This is a genomic window from Kothea flammea (assembly GCF_052161645.1).
Taxonomy (GTDB): domain Bacteria; phylum Planctomycetota; class Planctomycetia; order Pirellulales; family Pirellulaceae; genus Laterigemmans.
Genome location: NZ_CP197414.1, coordinates 7323531 through 7345049, shown reverse-complemented (window position 1 = coordinate 7345049; position 21519 = coordinate 7323531). Strand labels below are relative to the sequence as shown.

16 protein-coding genes are annotated in these 21519 nt (G+C 55.2%); 13 read left to right on the top strand and 3 right to left on the bottom strand.

All coding sequences use genetic code 11. From position 1 onward, the window contains the following. Positions 1-145: 145 nt before the first annotated feature. Positions 146-1405, bottom strand: coding sequence for an acyltransferase family protein (locus tag SH139x_RS27420; RefSeq protein WP_488352902.1), 1260 nt, complete (start codon positions 1403-1405; stop codon positions 146-148). Between the two features lie 117 nt (positions 1406-1522). Next, positions 1523-1963, bottom strand: a complete 441-nt coding sequence (locus SH139x_RS27415) for a YkgJ family cysteine cluster protein (protein WP_488352901.1) — start codon at positions 1961-1963, stop codon at positions 1523-1525. A 285-nt stretch (positions 1964-2248) separates the two neighbouring features. Between SH139x_RS27415 and SH139x_RS27410 the strand changes: the two genes are divergently transcribed. The 5 genes from SH139x_RS27410 to SH139x_RS27390 all read left to right on the top strand — a co-directional run bounded on the left by SH139x_RS27410 (position 2249) and on the right by SH139x_RS27390 (position 8878). Beyond that, on the top strand, positions 2249-3109 hold the full coding sequence (locus tag SH139x_RS27410; RefSeq protein WP_488352900.1) for a formyltetrahydrofolate deformylase: 861 nt from the start codon (positions 2249-2251) through the stop codon (positions 3107-3109). Positions 3110-3357: 248 nt separating this feature from the next. Beyond that, a complete protein-coding gene (locus SH139x_RS27405; RefSeq protein WP_488352899.1) occupies positions 3358-5850 on the top strand; it encodes a hypothetical protein in 2493 nt (830 codons plus the stop codon). A 53-nt stretch (positions 5851-5903) separates the two neighbouring features. Beyond that, a complete protein-coding gene (locus SH139x_RS27400; protein ID WP_488352898.1) occupies positions 5904-6761 on the top strand; it encodes a creatininase family protein in 858 nt (285 codons plus the stop codon). Positions 6762-6899: 138 nt separating this feature from the next. Further along, positions 6900-7700, top strand: a complete 801-nt coding sequence (locus SH139x_RS27395; protein ID WP_488356109.1) for a phosphoribosylformylglycinamidine synthase subunit PurQ — start codon at positions 6900-6902, stop codon at positions 7698-7700. Positions 7701-7774: 74 nt separating this feature from the next. Then, entirely contained in the window at positions 7775-8878 is a 1104-nt protein-coding gene (locus SH139x_RS27390) for a twin-arginine translocation signal domain-containing protein (protein ID WP_488352897.1), read from the top strand. A gap of 15 nt (positions 8879-8893) precedes the next feature. Here SH139x_RS27390 and asd read toward each other — a convergent pair whose 3' ends face one another. Beyond that, complete coding sequence (asd, locus tag SH139x_RS27385) at positions 8894-9793, bottom strand: archaetidylserine decarboxylase (protein WP_488352896.1); 900 nt, start codon at positions 9791-9793, stop codon at positions 8894-8896. A gap of 337 nt (positions 9794-10130) precedes the next feature. Here asd and SH139x_RS27380 point away from each other — a divergent pair, with 337 nt between their 5' ends. The 8 genes from SH139x_RS27380 to SH139x_RS27345 all read left to right on the top strand — a co-directional run bounded on the left by SH139x_RS27380 (position 10131) and on the right by SH139x_RS27345 (position 21501). Beyond that, positions 10131-10529: a TspO/MBR family protein gene (locus SH139x_RS27380; protein ID WP_488352895.1), complete on the top strand. Its 399-nt coding sequence runs from the start codon at positions 10131-10133 to the stop codon at positions 10527-10529. A gap of 73 nt (positions 10530-10602) precedes the next feature. Then, positions 10603-13083 carry a carbamoyltransferase HypF gene (gene hypF / locus SH139x_RS27375; RefSeq protein WP_488352894.1) on the top strand — a complete coding sequence of 827 codons (2481 nt, stop codon included), beginning with the start codon at positions 10603-10605 and terminating at the stop codon, positions 13081-13083. Between the two features lie 47 nt (positions 13084-13130). Further along, positions 13131-13373: a HypC/HybG/HupF family hydrogenase formation chaperone gene (locus tag SH139x_RS27370; RefSeq protein ID WP_488352893.1), complete on the top strand. Its 243-nt coding sequence runs from the start codon at positions 13131-13133 to the stop codon at positions 13371-13373. Between the two features lie 2 nt (positions 13374-13375). Next, positions 13376-14470, top strand: coding sequence for a hydrogenase formation protein HypD (gene hypD, locus SH139x_RS27365; RefSeq protein ID WP_488352892.1), 1095 nt, complete (start codon positions 13376-13378; stop codon positions 14468-14470). Position 14471: 1 nt separating this feature from the next. Continuing rightward, on the top strand, positions 14472-15509 hold the full coding sequence (gene hypE, locus SH139x_RS27360; RefSeq protein WP_488352891.1) for a hydrogenase expression/formation protein HypE: 1038 nt from the start codon (positions 14472-14474) through the stop codon (positions 15507-15509). Positions 15510-15726: 217 nt separating this feature from the next. Then, complete coding sequence (locus tag SH139x_RS27355; protein WP_488352890.1) at positions 15727-17412, top strand: potassium channel family protein; 1686 nt, start codon at positions 15727-15729, stop codon at positions 17410-17412. Between the two features lie 271 nt (positions 17413-17683). Then, positions 17684-19036, top strand: a complete 1353-nt coding sequence (locus tag SH139x_RS27350) for a DUF1552 domain-containing protein (RefSeq protein ID WP_488352889.1) — start codon at positions 17684-17686, stop codon at positions 19034-19036. Between the two features lie 47 nt (positions 19037-19083). Further along, complete coding sequence (locus tag SH139x_RS27345; RefSeq protein ID WP_488352888.1) at positions 19084-21501, top strand: DUF1588 domain-containing protein; 2418 nt, start codon at positions 19084-19086, stop codon at positions 21499-21501. Positions 21502-21519 lie beyond the last annotated feature (18 nt).

The window sequence follows — 21519 nt, the reverse complement described above, 5'->3', positions numbered from 1 at the left end:
AAGGCTATGTTCCTACCCGTCATACAAACTACCCACTCCGGCTAGCTAGTCTAAGCGAAAGAGGTCGCCTTTATTGTTAATAAGCAAGGAGTATCTTGTTAAGATTGCGTGAGTGCTAAGTCGGCCCAATTTGGTAACTGGCCAGTCATGCAGCGTGCTTGGTGGGCTGCTGTGTGGGCTCAGCTGGCATTTCCCGCGAGCTTTTCTGGGTTGGGCGGATTGAACCCTTGCAAAGCGAGGTCGGCGTGCCCAGCAATTGGGCGAGCGGCCAGCGCCGCACAAAAAGCTCGAAACTTAATAGCGAAAATGCCAAGCTAATGCCGGTAGCCAACGAGAGCTTAACTAGGGGCCACATGTTGGGCTGGTAGACTTTTAGCGAGATATGGGTTATCGCCACCAAGGGATGGTGAATCAGATAAATCCAAAACGAAGCGGCGGCCAAGTAGCTCAGCCGTGGTCCAGACTTCCAGTCGTATCGCAGAGCTAAAGAGAATAGACCGAGGGACACGAGCCAGCCCGCGGTGACTGCCAGGCTGGCCACCACTAGTCGACTTGTCCAGCTGACCTCCGCAAAGTTCTCTTGGCCGGCGGAGGCGATTTGCTGAATGAGATTGTTGCCAGCTTGCACCCCCAGCAAAGTCGCCGTCATGCCCACTAACAACACGCGCGCGGTATGAATTTGCAGCCACTCGAGAATAGCCGGGGAGATAGCTAAGAGCGCACCGCCGAAAAAGAAGGTTGCGGAAAAATACCACTTGGATGGTACTGGTAGAAATGCATGCTGAAATCCAAATACCACCTCTGGTCGCAACAGCAGCGTCAGTCCGCCGCTGATGATCAGCCCGCCAAATAACAGCCAGTGCTTACGTTGATGATCAGCAAAGTATCGCAGCGCGGGATTCAAGATTGCCAAGCCGAGACAGTAAAAAAATACGTACTGCAAAAACCACAGGTGACCTAGGCCCCACAGATTCTTGTCGCTGCCATCTGTAAATTTGAGACTGCGAATTTTTCGCGGCGTGACTTGGCCTTCCACTAACCAGCCACAAAGCCAAATATAGAGATCGACGGTCAGGATCAAGGGCCCTACCAGCAACAGCGGCAAGACCAAACGAGCAAACCGGTTGGAGACAAAACCCTCGACTCCTAGCCTGGTCAATTGCCCTGCGGCAAAGTATCCGGCGAGCAGCAGGAAAATGGGCATCACCACCAATTCGATCGACCAGCCCAGCCAATTCACCAACCGACTCGGCATGTCCGTAACGGGCCACACCAAACCCGGCATAGGAGTTTGTAGATATGGCACCGCAGCATGCAACACGACGACTCCAATTGCCGCACCGATTCGTAGCAAATCGAACCCGCCGGCGCGCAACGGATGCGTGGTAACCTTGGCGAACGCCATAACTGTGAACCCAACATGCAACGCAATGGCTTGACTGCGAGCGAGTTTCCGAAAATTCGGACGTCTAGGGCAAGACTAATTTTGGCCCAGGCTTGTTATGGCATGGCCTGTTTGTGCTTAGGCAATCGGCAAGCTGGTGGGCCGAGGTGAACGCATGGCGCCGTTCTCGCGGGCGTCAAAGGTCGCTTCGACATATTCGAAAAGCTGCTCTGGGGTTTCGAAATATTGTTCGTAACACCAATCGTCATCGAACTCGCAAGCATCGGTGCTGTAGTCGCGACAGATTTGCGGACGCGTTTCGTAGATCCCGCAGCGGTAGTCGTCTTGCAAGTGTTTGCAGGTGGTGTGAACAAGTAGATACCACACCCCATCGTCGACAAAGATCGTCGCCCGGTCATGCAGCAAATACCATCGCATGAAGTCAAAATCACGGCGTTCGGTGGGGGTGTCGATCGGCAGCGCAAAATAGCGGCAGCACTTGGCCGTGCAATGATCACAAAGGTTATCTCCGGCCGGAACTTCCTCCCGCGTCGGTTTATCAGAAGTCAATTGGGGCATGCGATTATTGGCTTGCGGATGAATCAGGAAGGTGGAAAGTGTTAGCTAGCTGGCACGTGCTGGACAGGCGAACGGCTGCCGGTGGTCGGCCTCGGTGGTCGGCCTCGGTGGTCGGCCCCCGTTTGCACGCACGACCTATAGATTACTCTACTGAAGGTCGCCTGGAACCTGCCAATTTGGTTCGCACAGAACTTTGTTTTTCCCGGTGGTCTTCGGCTCCGGTCTCTTTATCTTACCCCTCCCGTATTCCTTTTTCTCCTTCCGCAGTTCCCGAGCAATCCGCATATGGAAGTCATCATCACCGCTTTGGGCCCGGACAATGTCGGCTTGGCCGATCCGATCATTCACTGTTTGACCGGGCTGGGAGCGCGGATCGCCGAGATTCAGATGTATGACCATGATGAAGAACAATTGTTTGCCATGCTCTGCCGTTTCGAGTTGGAGTCCGGTCGTTTTGCTCCTCTCGGCGAGGAGTTGATGCCTCAGATCGCTGAGCAAACTGGCTTGGCAATTCGCGTCTGGAGCCCCGAGTTGCGTGCTGAGCGGCCACGGTTGGCGATCTGCACGACCTATTTGGAAGCTACTCCCAGGGCGGTGCTGCAAGCGGTTGGTGATCAGCGAATCCGGGCGGAAGTGCCGCTGATCATTGGTAACCGCCAAAAGTGCTCGCGACTTGCGGCGGAGTTTGGCGTTCCGTTTGTTTGCATTGGCGATGTCGATGGGGTCGCCGATGACGCCCAGATGGTCGAGCTGCTCGACCAGTATGAAATTGATTACGTGGTCCTGGCGCGTTACATGCGGGTGTTGCCAGCTAGCACTTGTTGGCAATTTGCTGGGGGGCGGATCATCAATTTGCATCACGGTTTGCTTCCCGGTTTTCCGGGATTTCAGCCTTATCACGATGCCTATGCTTCGCGCATGCTCACCTTCGGGGCGACTTGTCATTTCATCATTCCGGAATTGGATGCCGGCAATCAGATCATCAACCAGCGCACCTTTTCAGTCGCTCCTGGAACGCCACTCGCCGAGGTGATTCAGCAAGGCCAGCAAGAGAATGAGCCAGCTTGTCTCGCTGAAGGGGTGCGGCGAGTTGTCGATCGTGAGGTGCAGCTCCATTTTCACCGCGTTGTTGCCAGGCAGCACTAGCAGCCTATTTCCGCACCGTTAGCTGTTAGCTGTTAGCTGTTAGCCGCTTTGGCGCTAGCCACGGTTATCGTAACAGTTCCGATCGGTTGGTTGGCTAGCTCGAGTGGTTTGATCGTTTGTTCATGCATTGGCGGTGCGGCGGATTTTTGCTGCGGGAAAGTTTTTCAGCTTATTTTGTACGGAACCAAGTCGCCAGCCGCACTATTACTAATGTCTAGCCCGGTGTTTCTGTACCAGAGTTTCTCATCATGCGTCTCACCCTCCGTACTTTATTAGCTTTTCTGGACCGCACCTTGGAGCCTGCTGACGAGCAAGCTTTGGGTGAGAAGGTTGAGTCCAGCTCGATCGCTTCTGCTTTGGTAAAGCGGATTCGGGAGGTGATGTCCAGCCCGACAGTCGGCGCGCCGGTTCCAGACGCGGTTGGTCCCACCGATGACCCCAACGCGATTGCCGAGTACTTAGACGACACGCTGGCTCCCGAATTGACGGCCGACGTGGAGCGTCAATGCGTGGCTTCCGATGCTCAGCTGGCTGAAGTCGCTGCCAGTCACCAGATATTGGCGATCGTGCTCGGTGAACCGGCGGAGGTTCCCACCGAGTTGCGGCAGCGCGTCTATCAGTTACGCGCGGCCAACGCGGCGGCAGGCCCGGAGGCGGTCACCGCCATCCCCGAACTGGACGAGGCTCAGGCCGCGGCAGCCGGACTTGCCGGTGCTACTCAGGTGCCACCGGTCGGACCGGCTGATTCAGGAGTTGCTGAAGCGGCAACTCGCATGGCTGCTGAACCCGATTTGCATGCCACCTTCGCGGCCGCACGGAAAACACTGCGAAAGAATCAAGCCAAGGATCCGTCCGCCGCGGCGCAAGGGCAAACCGGCAAGTCTCACGCCCAGCCTGATCCGTCGAGCAATCGAGCTGCTGCGCGTCGTTCGCCAGCCAGCGCCGGGGATCGCTCGCGAGAACGCCTGGAAGCGATCGGGCCGCTGCTATCCGGTGGACGTCCATCTCGAGTTACTCCCTGGCTGGTCGCTCTCGGGCTGGCGGCCGCCTTTTTGTTTGTGGCTAAACAGACGTTCGCACCTTTGTCTGAAAATAGACAACGGCGAATGGCCGACCAAGCTGAGGCGAAGTCGGACGCGGAGGCGAAAAACAGCCTCGCCGAGCAAACGCCCCAAGCGCTGGTTCCCAACTCTTCGAACAATGAACCGACTGCTGCGAAACCGGAACCCCAGCCCGCTCCGGCGAACGCACCACCGCCCGCCGGTTCCCAGCCTTCTGCCGAGCCACAGCCTGCTACTACCCAACCGCAGCCTGCTACTGACTCCCAGCCTGCTAACGAGTCACAACCGACTGTCGACCCTGAACCCACTACCGAGCCGCGACCTACAACGCAACCTCAACCGCCTGTGGCTGATGCCTCGAATGCCAGCGCTGAACCGCCAGTCAATCCGCTCGACGCGGCCATCATGGCTGGCCAGCCGAGTGCGAACGCCGGTGCTGAGAATGATGCCAATGGCAAATCGGCTAGTTTCGTGTTGGGTGCCGTGGAGGACGATGGTGGTTTGTTGATGACTCAGGATCCGGCCACTGGCCAGTGGAATCGTTTGTCCGCTGAACGGGAGTTGTCATCGGGGCAGGTGTTGGGTTGCCCGCCGACATATCGGGCCCGTTTGTTGCTCGATGGTGGTCTCGAGGTGAACGTGATCGGCCCTTGTGCGGTGCGGCTGAATCGACTGCGTGGAGAAACGGTTGATCAGCCTGGTTCGTTGATGCTGACGGTTGATTTTGGTCGCTTGGTGATCGTTGCCACGCGAGGTCCAGTTGGGGTTCAGTTGGCAACCCCGTCGGCCAGCGGGCGTTATCGGTTAACTGCGGCAGGCACCGCGGTGGCTATGTCGGTCGCTTTTCAACGCCCACCGGGTGCCAATCCCTTGGAGGGGCAAAATTCAATGTGTGTGACTGACTTAGTTTCTTTGCAAGGACGGGGTGACTGGTTCGCCAGGGCCACGGTGCCTGGCCAAGCCCCCACCCCGGTCTCGCTCAATACGGGTCAGTCTTGCCGTTTGCTGAACGGCATGGAGCCGCAGCGTGGACTGATTTCGGCCCCTTTGCAGTGGACCAACCCCGCGCCGCCAGCAGCCGATTCGCCCGAGGTGTTGGCGCAGCAAGGCTTGGCTGAATTTGTCAACGGCGAGCAACCACTGGAGGTTAGCTTGCGGGAGGCTATTGGATTCCGCACGCCGGCTGTTAGCGCGTTGGCGGCCCGCACGCTCGTGCACTTAGGGATGGTCGACGTCATGTTTGGCCCCCAAGGTGTCCTCAGCCAACCGGAGCACTTTCCCCATTGGCCCCTGCTGGTTGGTGATCTGCGGGCCGTGATGAATCGTGGACCCCAAGCTGCAGCGCTAATTGGGGCGGCGGTTGGTGAATTCGAAGGTGAGGCGGCCGGTAAAGTGTGGGGCTTGCTGACCGGGTTTTCGCCCGAACAGCTGAAGCGGGGTGGCGATGCGGTGCTCATTGAATTGCTTGATGACCCGGTGATGTCTGTCCGCGTGTTAGCCACGGAAACGCTCCGCGAGATCATTGGCGAGACGATGAATTATCGCCCCGACTATGAACCGGCAGTCCGGCGGAACAAAGTGTTGAGAGACATTCAGCGACGCCAACGACGCGGGCAGATTGTTTGGAATGACCCGCTGATCGCCGCGCAAGGCCGACCCCGGATCGACGGCAGTTACTAACCGGCTCATGATTGGGGCAGTTTTCTCACCTAGCATCACACGGAGTCTTTTGCATGCCCTCACCCGATCCTGCCAGCCCAAATCCTGCCAGCCCAAACCCGCTCGTGCCCCTCGCCCAGGCTGGTGACGAAGCTTTCGTGCTGGCCGAAATGACCTATGCCGAGTTGAAAGCGGCTCCGCTCGACACCGTCGTGTTGCCACTCGGCGCCACCGAACCGCACAACCTGCATCTGCCTTACGCCACCGATTCGATTGAAGCCGAGTTGATTGGACGAGCGGCTTGTCGACATGCCCACAAGCGGGGTGCCCGAGTTGCTTTGCTGCCGACCATTCCGTACGGCACAGAGACCAATATGCGCTACTTGCCGTTGGCCATGAATGTTAGCCCCACGACTTTATACGCATTCATTACCGACTTAATTGAGTCGGTTTCTCGCAGCGGCATTCGCCGGCTGTTGATACTCAACAGCCACGGCGGCAATGAAATGAAGCCATTGCTGCGGGAATTAGCGGGAAAAACCGACGTTCATTTGTTCTCGTGTGATTGGTTTCGCATGGTGTCCGATTGCTACGATGACATTTTTAGCGAACGCGAAGACCATGCGGGAGAAATGGAAACCTCGGTGATTATGGCCTGCGCGCCGCAGCTAGTTCGCCATGCTGACGATGGGCAATTGCGAGCCGACCAGGGGGAAACTCGCCCCACGCGGCTTACAGCCGTCAACGCTGGTTGGGTTTCGATTACCAGACGTTGGGATTTGTTGACCACCAACACCGGCTCTGGGAACCCGCATGCCGCCTCGGCCGCCAAGGGCCAGCAGTTGGTTGATGTGGTTACCGAGCGGCTGGGAGAGTTTCTCGTCGAAGTTGGCCAACTGCCGCTGGATGAGACGTTTCCTTTTCAAATTTGACACCCCGTTTGTCATACCTCGCCGCTAAATCGATCGCCGCCACAGCGTACTCCCCTCGCTGGTTCAGGCGAAGACTTATAAACTGAAGCATCTTTTTGCCGTTCTGATTCGTTACCGCCTGTGTCATCTGCCGCCATGATCGCTGCCCCTCGTGTTTTAATTCTCCGCGCCCCCGGAACTAATTGTGATGAGGAAACGGCTCATGCTTTTGACACCGCTGGGGGTGTTTCGGAACGAGTCCATATCAATCGTCTGATCGAAAATCCGCAGTTGGGTCATCGATACCAAATCCTCTGCATCCCGGGTGGTTTTTCCTACGGAGACGATATTGCCGCGGGTCGGATCATGGCCAGTCGCTTGGCTCGTCATTTAAGTGACTTGGTCGAATACTTTTGCCAAGAGGATCGGTTGGTATTGGGGATCTGCAATGGTTTCCAAGTCTTGATGCGGCTGGGAATTTTGACTCGCGGCTTGTCGACCGCAAATGCCGCAACACTCACCTGGAATGACCACGGTCGCTTCGAGGACCGCTGGGTGCACCTGCGGACTGACCACCCGGCGGGGGCCTCGGCCTCCTGCGTCTTCTTACGGAACATCGAACAGATGTACCTACCGATGGCTCATGCCGAAGGCAAGTTCATGGCAGCCACCCCCGCGGTGCTAGATGAATTAGCCGCCGCCGGACGCTTGGCGCTGCGGTACGCAACGCCAAGCGGCGAAACGGGAGATCAGCCATTGGCTTTTCCCGACAACCCCAACGGGGCGGCAGCCAACGTGGCTGGCATCTGCGACGCGACGGGACGCATTTTTGGCTTGATGCCGCATCCCGAGCGGCATCTGGATCCCACGCACCATCCATTTTGGACACGCCGCACAACCCAGCCGGCCGCCGGCGATGGGCTGCAAATGTTTCAAAACGCAGTTGAGTACTTTGCGTAACTTGACGGCCGCCGCAGCGGGTATCATAGAGTTCCATAGCCCCACTTCTTTTCGCCTATCGGAGACATCCCACCATGGCTCAGGCTACTGCTCAACATTCGTCACGACGCGGCTTCATCAAAACATCCTCGTTGGCCGTTGCCGCGATCGGTTTTCCGGCTATTATCACCGGCAAACGCACTGCTGCTCAAGACTTGATTGGCGAAGGTGATTACAAGTACCAAGTGCAACATGCCTGGCCCGAATTGCCGAAACCTTACACTTGGCAGACAACTCACAACGTGGCTGTCGACAGCGGCGGCTTGCTGTATGTGATCCACGAAGGTAACGCCAGCCTGGCCGACCATCCATCAATCTTCATATTCGACCAGGCAGGCAAGCTGGTAAGAGCCTTTGGAGCCCAATTTCAAGGCGGTGGTCACGGAATCAACATCCGTCGCGAAGGCTCCGAGGAATTCATCTACGTTGCCGCTTATCAACAAGCCAAAACGATCGCCAAGTTCACGTTGGACGGCCAACTGGTGTGGCAACAGTATGCCCCCATGGCCAGCAAGCTCTATCGAGCTGATGAAGCCTCCAATCCGGCCAAACGCTGGGGCAGAGACGCTTTTATGCCGACCAACTTCGCCTTCCTTGATGATGGCGGATTCTTGTTGGCCGATGGCTATGGATCGTACTACATTCATCGCTACGACAAGGATGGCAACTGGCTGGAGTGTTTCGGTGGCGAGGGCCAAGGCGGGGGAACTTTCAATTTGCCCCACGGCATCGCGATCGATCGTCGCCCGGGAAGCGAATCGCAAATCGTCGTTGCCGATCGTGCTCACAACACGCTGCAAACTTTCGATCTCAAAGGTGAATATCGCGACACGATCAGCGGTTTTGCACTGCCCGCGAATGCTGAGACTTTCGGCAATTTAATGTTGATTCCCGAATTGGTCGCCCGCGTGACACTGCTCGACGAAAACAACGTCGTCGTCGCGAGACTCGGTGACGACTCGGAGCGAATTTTGGCTGACCGTGACGCCAATAACGGATTCGTGATTCGCACGCGAGAAGACCAATGGCAGCAAGGCAAGTTCGTGCATCCGCACGATGCTTGCTTCGATGCGGAAGGCAATATCTTCGTTGCCGAGTGGGTCGCCACCGGGCGAATTTCGCGATTGACCCGAGTTTAATCGCTGCCGCGAATCCTAGCTTGCCAGGATGGTTCCCATCCGATCACCGACCCGCGCATACAATTCTCTTTGCTGTGCCGAGTTGGCCAGCAGATCGTCGGCAAACTGCACCTTTCCAGGCTCGAAGATCACGATGGTCGAAGAGCCACCAAACCGAAAATATCCTTTCTCTTCGCCCTTCGATACGTGGGCCCCTGGTTGATAGGTCTGGCAGATTCCGCCAACACATGTCGCGCCGATCTCCAGCAGCAAGACGCGGCCCAATAAGTCTGTCTCCAATATTGAAATCGCCCGTCGATTGGTTGCCAAAATTTGAATGTTTTGAACGAGCGCCAGCGGGTTTACGGAATAGAGTGGACCGTTGATAAATCTCGCCGGTCCGGGCCTGCCCGCGGCCGGAAAGTGATAGCGGTGGTAATCCACCGGGCAGAGCCGCGACAGCAGTAGTGAGCCGTTGGCAAATTGTTTTGCCAAGCTGGCATCTGCCAGCAAAGTTTCCAGGTCGAACATCTCGCCTTTTACCAGCAAGCCATCGTTTCGCGAGAGGTCGGGAATGCAAAGATGGCGCCCATCCGCTGGGAAAACAACCGAATCGGGATCGGGATCAATCGGCCGAGCCGCGGGTTTCAGTTGGCGATAAAAGAACTCGTTAAAGTTCTCGAATTCATCGGGACGGCGGGTGAACTCGTCGCGATCAATTGCATATTGCTCGATGAAAGGAGCAATCTTGCGACGTGAACTCGGCCGGTCCATTCGCCAGCCATACCAGCGGGAAAACCAAGCCCGTTTGACAAAAGCGGCCAAGGCCAGCTTCCCAGCCGACGTGCCGTACGTCCAACGCAGATATTTGTCGCCGTACACCTCCTCGATGCAGGGCTTGTTCTGGTAGCGATCGAAGTAAACGATTTCGTTCAAAATTAGAATGCGATTTTGGGAAGCGGTGGAATCTACAGCCTAAAAGATAATTATGCCTTAGTCCACCATGCTAGGTAACGGTGGTTGGCCCATGTATTTTACTCGCGTCGCTGCCTCAGCGATCGGTTAACCTAATCAGCGGCAGGCTGATCGCTAGGCAGCTATCCCTCGTGGTTCGTGCGGTGACTCGCGGCTGTCGCGCGCGAGGTTTTTCGGGAATTTTTTGCAACGAGCTGGCCGCTGGGTATCGGCTGTGCATCCACCCAGATGAACGGGGATTCGTAAAAGCGTAGAATGGTGGCCGCTGTCCGTATTTTCATTGGTAAAGAAAGATCAAATGCCTTGGATCGAATGGTACAACTCGCTTGAAAAACCAGCGTGGACCCCTGAGCCCTCCACGATTGGCCTCGTGTGGCAGGTGATCTACCCCATCATCATGGTCACTTTTGGCTTTGTTTTTGTGCAAGCGTTGCGTAAGCGATTGCCGTGGCAGGCCGCTTTGCCGTTCGCGATCAATTTGATTGCCAACTTGATCTTCACCCCCATCCAGTTCGGGCTGCGCAACTTGCCGCTGGCAGCGATCGACATCGTCATCGTGTGGGGCACAATCATTTGGATGGTGGTGGCAATTTGGCAGCACTACAAATGGATCGCCATCGCCCAATTACCCTATTTTGTGTGGGTCTCGATTGCGACGGTGCTGCAATTGTCGATCACGTTCTGGAATTGGGGCTAGCTGGTTGGTCACGGTCTGCCAGCCTAGTTTGTCCGCACGGATCAAAGCCACTCCCTATTTTTAGCCTGAGTCATTGAGCGTTCTGCGCAAGAAAATAATCGTCCGAGGCGTCGTCCAGGGAGTCGGTTTTCGTCCCTTCGTGTGGACGTTGGCGCACCAGTTTCACTGCAGCGGCTCGGTTTGCAACGATGCGCACGGTGTAACCATTGAGGTTCAAGGAACTCGGCAGAACCTGGAAGGTTTTATCACCGCCCTGTCGACAAACGCTCCAGCGCTTGCCGTCATTAAATCCCTCGACCAGCAAGTGCTGCCTACCGTTAAAGAGGAAACGAGCTTTCGTATTCTTGACAGTCAGATCGATGGTCCGCCGACGGCCAGCGTATCGCCCGATATGGCCATCTGCGCAGATTGTCTAGATGAGCTTCGCGATCCGGATAATCGACGCTTTGCTTATCCATTTATTAATTGTACCAACTGCGGCCCTCGCTTTACGATTCAAATCTCCGTGCCGTTTGATCGTGAGCATAGCACAATGCGAGGATTCGCCATGTGCGCGAAGTGTTTGGTCGAATATTCATCGCCTGCCGAGCGACGTTTTCATGCGCAGCCCAACGCCTGTCACCATTGCGGGCCAGCTATTTGGTACTTAAACGGCTCAGGCGATGTGAGCGCGGCAAATAAATTGCCTAAGATTTATTTCCGCGACGGGATTCAACATACCATGCACACCGTAAATGTTGTTCGTCAAGTGATCTCAGCAGGAAAGGTAGTGGCTATCAAGGGTGTGGGTGGATTTCACTTGGCCTGTGATGCGAGAAACGTCGCGGCAGTTAATTTATTAAGGAAACGAAAGCGACGGCGCGCCAAGCCGCTGGCCGTCATGGTTGCCGATCTCGAGACAGCGGCCAGTATTGCTCAACTGGAGCCGGCAAGTATTGGCTTGTTGGAAGGGCCACAACGTCCCATTGTGTTGCTGAAGAAACAAATCGGCTCGCTCCCGGAAGCGATGGCTCCTTGTAATCCGTACGTTGGCGTTATGTTACCGTACTCGCCACTGCACCATCTGTTGCTGCGGCGTGGCGATGTTTGGGTCATGACTTCGGGAAATCTGGCGGATGAACCGATCGCGTTCGAGAATGCTGACGCCATGGATCGTCTGGCTAATCTGGCCGACGGTTTCCTGCTCCACAATCGTCCCATTCACGCGGTTTGTGACGATAGCGTGTGGCGAGTTGGCAGTGATGCCAGCAAGGGCCGGCAAGCATTTCCGATTCGGCGATCGCGTGGCTACGCACCCTTGGCAGTCGACATTGACCAGCATGGAGAAATGGACCCGCCGATGGGCTGTCTACTGGCTGTTGGTGGGGAACAAAAGATGTCGCTGTGCCTGACGGTTGGCCCCGCCGCGGTGATGGGGCAACACATCGGTGACATGGGCAATCGTGAAACGCTTGTGGCTTTGGAAGCGAGCTGTGCGCAACTATTATCGCTTTATCAAGCAAGCCCCCGATACGTTGTGGCTGACCAGCATCCCGGCTACCTGTCGGTCGCTTGGGCAAAGCAGCAAGCCGCACGCTTTGGCGCCCGGTTTCTCCAAGTTCAACATCACCACGCCCACGCGGCAGCATTAATTGCCGAACGTGGCTTACCCGCCACGCAGCCAATTATCGCTTGTGTCTTTGATGGCACGGGATATGGTACCGACGGAGCGATTTGGGGTGGTGAGATCTTGGTGGCGAGCGCTTTGTCATGGCGTCGCGCGGCTCATCTAAGTTACCTGCCTCTCCCCGGTGGTGACAGTTGCATCCGCAAACCAGCCAAGACGGCGTTGGCGTTTCTGCACGCTGCAAGGTTACCATGGAAAAGTGATTTACCATGCGTGCGATATTTTACCGGACATGAGTTGCAAATTTTGCGGAGGCAACTGGAGAGAGGCATCAACACGGTGTTAACCAGCAGCATGGGGCGGCTCTTCGATGCCGTCGCGTCGCTGCTCGGCTTGCGGAACGAAATTGATTACGAAGGACAGGCGGCTCTGGAGCTTGAATCGCTTGCTGACTTGGAATTCGATCAAGCCGAGGCTGTTGCCCCCTATCGCTTTCAGTGGACAACCGATTCAACGCCCACGCTGGGTGTCCACGAGTTATTACGGCAAGTCTGTCGCGACCTGGATAAAGGCAAGCCGCCAGGGACAATTTCTGCCAGGTTTCACCAAACGATTGCCAGTGCGACGGTCGACATTTGTCTCCACCTCAGATCAGCCTCTCGCGAATCACTTGGCGAGGTCGAGTTAGGCACCGTTGGATTAACAGGTGGCACCTTTCAAAACATGGTGTTAACGCGGTTGGTTCGAGATGGGCTAGAACGGTCCGGATTTCAATGCTTAACCCATCGGACGGTACCGCCAAATGATGGCGGGCTGGCGTTGGGGCAGGCGATGGTCGCAAAGTCACAAATGCATCAGACAATACTTTTCCAGCGGGCGAATGTTCCCACTGACTCGCTTGCGGTAGATTACCCTGGTGAGAAAGGAGCCAATGGATCATGTGCTTAGCCGTTCCAGGGCAAGTCGAAACAATCTATTTGGACCAAGGAACCCCGATGGGCCGAGTGAGCTTCGGAGGCGTCATCAAAGAAGTATGTTTAGCCTATTTGCCGGAAGCGCAAGTCGGTAATTACGTGATTGTCCACGTGGGATTCGCGATTAGCAAGCTAAATGAAGCATCGGCGCTGCGGACATTACAAACTTTTGCGGAACTGGGCGTGTTGGAAGCGGAGCTGGCCGAACTGCGGGCTAGCGATCAACCCTCAGCAGCGGACTCCGGCGAAACCTCGGGGAGTTGAACATGAAATACTTGGACGAATTTCGCGATAGCGAGCAAGCCAAGTCATTGCTTTCGGCCATTCGTCGTATGGTGACAAAGCGTTGGTCGATTATGGAAGTCTGCGGTGGCCAAACGCACTCGCTGATTCGCAGCGGGATTGATCAGCTGTTGCCCGCCGAGGTTGAAATGATCCACGGCCCCGGCTGTCCCGTATGTGTCACACCGCTGCATGTGATTGATCAGGGGTTAAAACTGGCGGCTCGACCCGAAGTTGTCTTTTGCTCTTTTGGTGATATGCTGCGAGTCCCGGGAACGCGGGAGGACTTGTTGCGGGTAAAGGGGGCTGGTGGAGACGTGCGGATTGTCTATTCGCCACTCGATGCGGTGAAGTTGGCAAGGCAGAATCCCAGTCGGGAAATCGTTTTTTTGGCGATTGGGTTTGAAACGACCGCGCCGGCCAACGCGATGGCGATCAAGTTGGCGAAGCAGCAGTCAATCAGCAATTTTTCCGCATTGGTTTCGCACGTCTTAGTTCCTCCGGCGATGGAAGCGATTTTGACATCCAGCGGAAATAGGGTGCAAGCCTTTTTGGCTGCTGGTCATGTTTGCAGCGTGATGGGCTATCAACAGTATCATGCGCTGGCGAATCGTTTTCGAGTTCCAATCGTGGTTACTGGATTTGAGCCACTGGATCTGCTGGAAGGGATTCGGCGAACGGTCAACCAGTTAGAGACGGGCAGAGCGGTTGTGGAGAATGCCTATGAGCGTGTTGTTTGCGAAGCTGGAAACATGGCTGCGCAAGACACTATCGATGAGGTTTTTCAAGTTACCGACCGCAGCTGGCGAGGCATTGGCAAGATTCCGCAAAGCGGTTGGTGCCTGCGGGAGGCGTACGCTGATTTTGATGCCGAGAAAAAGTTTGATATTAGACATACGCGCGCGGACGAGCCATCCCAGTGTAGAGCGGGTGAAGTGCTGCGAGGGATCATCAAGCCGAATCAATGCGAAGCTTTTGGCAAGGCGTGTACGCCCCGCACGCCGTTGGGCGCAACGATGGTCTCCAGCGAAGGGGCTTGTGCGGCATATTATAACTATGGTCGATACGGCAGTTTGTAAAATGTTTGGCTCAAATTGTCCCCTGCCTTTGCGAGATTACCCGCACGTTGTGCTTAGCCATGGCGGAGGCGGTCGACTCTCGTCAGAGCTGATCGAACACGTTTTCCTCCGCGCTTTTGGTAGTCCGCACGCATCACTGGGTGATTCCACTCCTTTATTACTACCGGGCCGTCGCGTTGCTGTGTCCACAGACTCATTTGTGGTGCGACCGCTATTTTTTCCTGGTGGCAGCATTGGTGATCTAGCTGTCAATGGAACGGTGAACGACCTGGCCATGAGTGGCGCCGAACCGCTTTACTTGACCGCCAGTTTTATACTGGAGGAAGGGCTGTTGATTGAACAGTTGCTGCGAATCGCCGATGATATGGCGCGGGCGGCCCGCGAGGCGGGAGTGAGCGTCGTTGCTGGCGATACGAAGGTTGTTGAGCGGGGGCACGGTGACGGTTGTTATATCACGACCACCGGCATCGGCGCGCTGCCATCAGATAGAAATATCTCGATCGATCGGGCGCGTCCCGGTGACGTCGTTCTGGTCAGCGGAACGCTTGCTGATCACGCCATGGCGATCATGAGCGTGAGGGAAGGGTTGGAGTTCGAATCGAACATTTGCAGCGATACGGCTTCTCTGACTAGCATGGTGCACGAGTTGATCAAGGCTTGCCCCAATTTGCGAACCTTACGAGATCCAACCAGGGGCGGACTGGCGACTACGTTAAATGAGATCGCGGCGGCTTCTCATTGTGGCATCGAGCTTGAAGAACGTGCTATTCCAGTCGACGAGGTGGTGCGATCGGCCTGCGAATTTCTCGGGTTGGATCCGTTGCAAGCGGCAAATGAGGGAAAATTGGTTGCGGTGGTGCCTGCTGAGCAGGTGAGCTCGGCACTCGCTGCGCTGCGGGCAAATCGGCTTGGCCGTGCGGCCGCCGTAATCGGTAGAATCATTCGAGACGAACATCAGTTGGTCGTCGCCAAGACTCCCTTCGGTGCGAATCGTATCATTCCCATGCCGGTTGGCGAGCAGTTGCCAAGGATTTGCTGAGCGGAAAAATCCAGCCAAATCTTCATTCACCTGGATACGAAACACTGGATTCCATCTATTGCCATAGTTCGTTACGATTTAGCTTGAGTAGCAGTTCTCGTAGGCTTGGACACCTATCTGAAATCCGCCGGGAGCTGTGGCTTGCGTCAAATTGGCTAACCGCTTTCGGAAAAGTGCCTAGCAATTCAGTTCAATTCCGCCACCGCGATATTCTGCTATGAAGTCGACCACTTCGATTTTGACTTCCTTTCTGGGAAATCGTTTCCAGCAGCGTAACCTGCGAATATTGATGTGGCTGATGCTGATTTTTGCCGCGTTGCTTATTTGCTTTAGCATTACATTTCATGTTTTGATGGCTCGCGAAGGGCAATCACATTCATGGGCAACCGCGTTCTACTGGACATTCGTTGTCATGTCGACGCTGGGGTTCGGCGATATTACTTTTGAATCGGATCTGGGAAGGGTTTTTTCAGTGGTCGTGCTGTTGTCGGGCACGATTTTCCTGCTCGTCTTGCTTCCGTTTACGTTTATTCAGTTTTTCTTTTTGCCTTGGATGGAAGCCCGCGAGGCTGCACGCGCGCCAACGTCGGTTAGTGCGAAAACGAAAGACCATGTGATACTCACCAAGCTCAATCCAATCGAGCGGGCGTTAATCCGCATGCTTGAACAGTCCCACATCGACTATTTACTGCTGGTCGACGAATTGGCTGACGCGTTGCCCTTACACGATCAAGGTTTTCGTGTCATGGTTGGGCCGTTTGACGATCCGGAAACGTATCGTCTGGCCGGGGCCGAGCGAGCGGCGTTGGTGGTGGCTAATCGCTCCGACACGGCAAACACCAACATCGCCTTTACCGTTCGTGAGATCACTGAGCGAGTTCCGGTCGTGGCGACTGCTTCCTCCTCAGCATCGGTCGACATTCTGGAATTGGCAGGTTGTAATCGAGTGCTACAGTTGGGAGAAATGCTCGGTTACGCGATCGCTCGCCGAGTGCTCGGACGTGACTCCAAGTGTCACGTGATTGGGGAATTCGATGATTTGCTGGTCGCTGACGCTTCCGCATCGGGCACTCCTTTGATTGGTCGGTCGCTTCGTGAAATCGGTCTCCGCAATTACGCCAACGTGAATGTGATTGGGGTTTGGGAGCGGGGTAAGTTTGAAATTGCCACCCCTGACACCGTGATTCATGAGCATAGCGTCTTGGTTTTCGCCGGATCCCGCGAGCAGCTCGATCAGTATGATGCGTTATTTTGCATTTATAAGTCGAATGAAAAACCTGTCATCATTATTGGCGGTGGTCGCGTCGGCCGCGCCGTGGGTGCGTCGCTTGCCCGTCAAGGAATTGACTATCGCATTATCGAACGTCAATCGCAACGAATACGCAATACCGCCCACTACATCCTCGGCGATGCAGCGGAACACGAGGTGTTGATCCGCGCGGGGATCACAGATTGCTCGTCGGTGGTGATTACCACTCACGATGACGACATGAATGTCTATCTCACGCTCTACTGCAGGCGGTTGCGACCGGATGTGCAAGTTCTGGCAAGGTCGAACGTCGAGCGGAACGTTTCGACATTGCATCGAGCTGGAGCGGATTTTGTGCTCTCGTACGCGACCACGGGGGCAGATGCTTTATTTAATTTGCTGCGCCGCACTGATGTTCTGTTGTTAGCGGAAGGCCTGCACGTATTTCGTTTGCCGACCCCAGAAAAGTTGCACGGCAAGTCGATTGCTGAAAGCGGGGTTCGTAACATGACCGGTTGCAGCATTGTCGCGGTCGTTCGAGACGGAAAAACCGAAATGAATCCTGATGCGGCCAGCGTTTTGTTGCCCGGAACTGAAATGGTCGTAATTGGCGACGCGGAGGCGGAGAATCGTTTTCACTCTATTTTTGTGTAGGCTTCTTAAGTAACTCGCGCCCCGACACCGTAAGGTATTCGCGAAACAATACTCACAACCCGGCGCGTTTACGTTTTCTTAGCCCAGGAGATTAGCTGGTGGTGGCGGCTGTCTGCTCGATTTTTGGGGGGCCGGTAGGGGAATTTAGTTGCGTCGGTTCGTCAGCCTGTTAAAACTAATCTCAGGCGAGTGTCAATGGCTGAGGCAATCGCAACTTTGGGCGGCAGATTGGGAAATCTGTCGGGCAGTTATCCGCGTTGAAAGATAAACCATGCTCAACCGTAGAAACATGTTGCAGGGAGTGGCGGCTGGTGTCGGCACCGCATTGGGTGCTTCTTTGTTCCCCTCGAGCTTGTTGGCTTCAAGTGGCGAACTGGCTTCACCGAACGCGTTGTCAGCGAGCAGGGCGACGACTCCCAAGCGAGTCATCTTTTTTATGCAGAACCAGGGGTTTGATCCGAAGACCTGTATCCCGGCGGGCATGCCCAGTAGCGGTTCCCTGGCGAAAGCTAAACTTCCACAGCCCATCGAACCGCTGGAACCTTACAAGGAGCGGTTGCACATCATCAATGGTTTGCACGGCAAACATACCAGTCCTGCCCACAGTGCATTTTTTGGCGCCCTGGGCGGCTATCGAGGTGGCGACGGAGTTCCCCCCAGTGCCGCAACGATTGATTACGAACTAAGCAAAGCCTTGCCGCAGACGCTGCTGCCACACCTTTGCATCGGCATGGACTCGATTGAGAACATGACGACCAAGCCGACTTTGGCGACGCTCTCAGCGAGCGGTGCGGGTCAGCCGATTTTTATGTATTCCGATCCAAATCAGCTTTATCAAACATTGTATGGTGGGATCTCCACCGGTGATATTCGGCGGCAGCACGAAGCACGCTCGAGTATGTTGACTGAGATTGAAAACTTGGCGGCAGCCAAAGGTCGAGCGCTGCCAGGCGGCGACAGAAGGCGGTACGGTCAATACGTGCGAGGTTTCCAGGAAGTGAACGGACTTCGCGACCGACTTGATACGGTAGCCGACCACCTGCGTAAGTTTGCTCCTCAAGTAGACGAACGATATAGCAATCCCCAGTTTGAAACGGATTGGCATGATGTGTTGTTGGATCTCGGTATTTCGGCGCTGACCTCAGGTATCACCAACACGCTCACCATTGGTTCGGGACGGGGTGAAATTTTTGGTGCCTGGAAGGGGTTGGGGATCGACCAGCAGGGTCACAACTTGGGGCACATGGACCAACCCGATAACCCAATCTGGATCAAAATTCGCCAATACAACAGCCGCATGCTGGTGCGGATCATGGAAAAACTGGAGAGTGTGCCGGAGGGGAGTGGCACCATGATGGATCACACGTTGATCGTCTACACCAGCAACAACGCGGATAAACAGCATACCGACGGTGCTAATTGGCCGGTCATGCTACTTGGTAACTTCGATGGTGCTTTTAAGACTGGTTGCTTTACACAGTTGGATGGCAAACGACCGATAAACGCTTTGTTTACGTCGCTGTTACGGGCCGCGGGGCAAAATTGCGATCGTTTCAACATGAACGAAAATTTGGCGAAGAAGTTTGATGTTGGCCACGGTCCGCTCAAGGAAGTGTTGGCATGAGTAAGGTTTGTGTTGCTACGACAATCATGCTGCTTTGTTTGAGTGTGATGTCCATAGCTAAGGGGGAAACTTACACGCCCGGGCAGAAAATCGACAAAGACTTTGAGAGCTTTGCCAAAACGTTTGTCACGAATCACTGTCTCGATTGCCACGGTGAAACAGCGCCCGAAGGCAATCTATCATTGCATGATTTAGCGCCGGTCGACGAAGTCAACGCGGCAGTTTGGACAGCGATTTGGGCGCAGGTGACTTTGAAAGAGATGCCACCGGCGGAGATGGAACAGCCTGGCGTGGTTCAGCGGCTACAGTTTTCCGATTGGATCGTGGCTGAATTGAGCCGCGTGATGCATGATCAAGGTGGATTTGTTGCGCCTCGTGATCCACAAAAAGCCAATTTCGTCGATCACGAACTGCTGTTTGGGCCTCTGCCTGCGGAGATCAAGCTTGTCCCCACCTCTACACCGGCTCGGCTATGGCGGGTCAGTCCCTCGGAGCATATCACCCGATTAAATGAGTTGATCAACCGAGAACCCAAGTTTGACCCAGAAAAGCCCGGCTTACGGACTCATGGTGATGTCGTCCCCACCAATCACGGAGGGGAACGCAAACTTTATTTTGGCACCGACCGGATCATCAAGTGGCAAGGTGGCACGGTTGCGTATGCGACCGCCGTGAAGAGCGTGCCAGTCGTACTGTCCTCGGCGCGAACTCACGGGCTAGAAAACTACCCCGATTTCTACTCAGTCAATAGCGCCGAGGCGACGCAGATCTTAAGTGTTGCCGAGGATATTTTGCGATATATGGCTTACGGTCCACTCAGTATCGCCCATCCGGAACAAATAACGGATGACCCGCAGACATATAAGATGGAAGGCGACATCCGTGGGCTGCCTACCAGTATTGTGTATAACACAAAAGTCGCTCGGCCAATGACGCCCGTGTACGAGTTGATGCGCGAAGAGGGTGTAAGTGAAGCCAGCCTGCGAGCCGCCGTCGATTTCCTCTTCGAAGCGTTAACCTTTCGGCCTCCTGGCGAAGAGGAGTCAGCTAGTTATCTGGAGATCGTGCAACGATCGATCGAGAAGATAGGCAAGGAAGATGGGGTGATGCTGGGGTTATCCGCCATTTTTCTCGATCGCGACGCACTATTCCGCCCGGAACTGGTTGAATATGGCACACCCGATGTTGATGGACGCGTGATGCTGCGGGACTGGGAGTTGGGGTTGGCAGTAAACCATGCACTGAGATACATCCAGCCAGACGCAGAGTTGCGAGCAGCAATTGCTAGCGGACGCATGCGGACCAAAGCGGATGTGAAACGCGAAGTTGAGCGGATGCTGGCCGATGAAAGTATTCGCAAGCCACGCGTGCTGCGCTTTTTTCGTGAATACTTTGATTACGATTTGGGGGGCTACATTTGCAAAGACTCCAAGTCGTTGGCAAAGACTGGAGTCAACACACGCGGCACGGCCCACTATCTGGCAATGTTCGATGCGACTGCCAGCACGGATCGATTGATTGAGCTGATCCTGCAGGAAGATCGCGATGTTTTTAAGCAGTTGTTGACGACGGAAAAAGTGGTCGCCACCAAAAATGATAATTTCTATTTTGGTAGGCAGCGGACAAAGGAAGAGGTCGCCGCTGCTAAGCAGGCAACCGCGGCGGCGGCAAAGCTGGCGGCGAAGGAGTTGGAGGCGTGGAAGCGAGCCAATCCTGGAAAGAAACCTCCAAAGCCCGAGAAGCAAAAGCCACAGAATGTTAACCACAATATCGCCAAAGCAAAACTATCTGGCCCACCGATTTACGCTCGTGTTAGTCGCCGCAGCTTCGGCAACGGTTCGATGAAACCCGAACGCGTGCTGGCAACCGTACCACAAGGCCAACGCTTGGGTATTTTGACGCAACCCAGTTGGCTCGTTTCGCATTCCGACGCGATGGATAATCATGCAATTCACCGCGGACGCTGGGTGCGTGAGCGATTGCTGGGTGGTGGTATTCCCGACGTGCCGATCACAGTGGATGCAATGTTACCCGATGAGCCAGCCACGACGCTTCGCGAGCGAATGGAGGTCACCCGGGAAGGATATTGCTGGACTTGTCACAAAAAGATGGATCCCCTGGGGCTGCCCTTTGAGATGTACAATCACGCCGGCGTGTATCGTCAAACAGAGTTGGGCCAACCGGTCGATACAAGCGGCGAGATTGTTGACTCAGGGGATGACGCGCTCGACGGTGAGGTTGCCGATGCGATCGAGATGATTCAACGAATTGCTGAAAGCGAACGAGCCGAACAGGTTTTCGTGCGGCACGCGTTTAGGTTTTGGATGGGCCGCAACGAAACGTTAAATGATCGTCCCGTGTTGCAGCAAGCATACCGCGATTATAAAGATAACGGCGGTAGTATGAATTCGCTGCTGACGTCACTGCTGACCTCGGATGCGTTTTTATATCGCACACGCAATTGAGCTGACGTTCGACGCGGC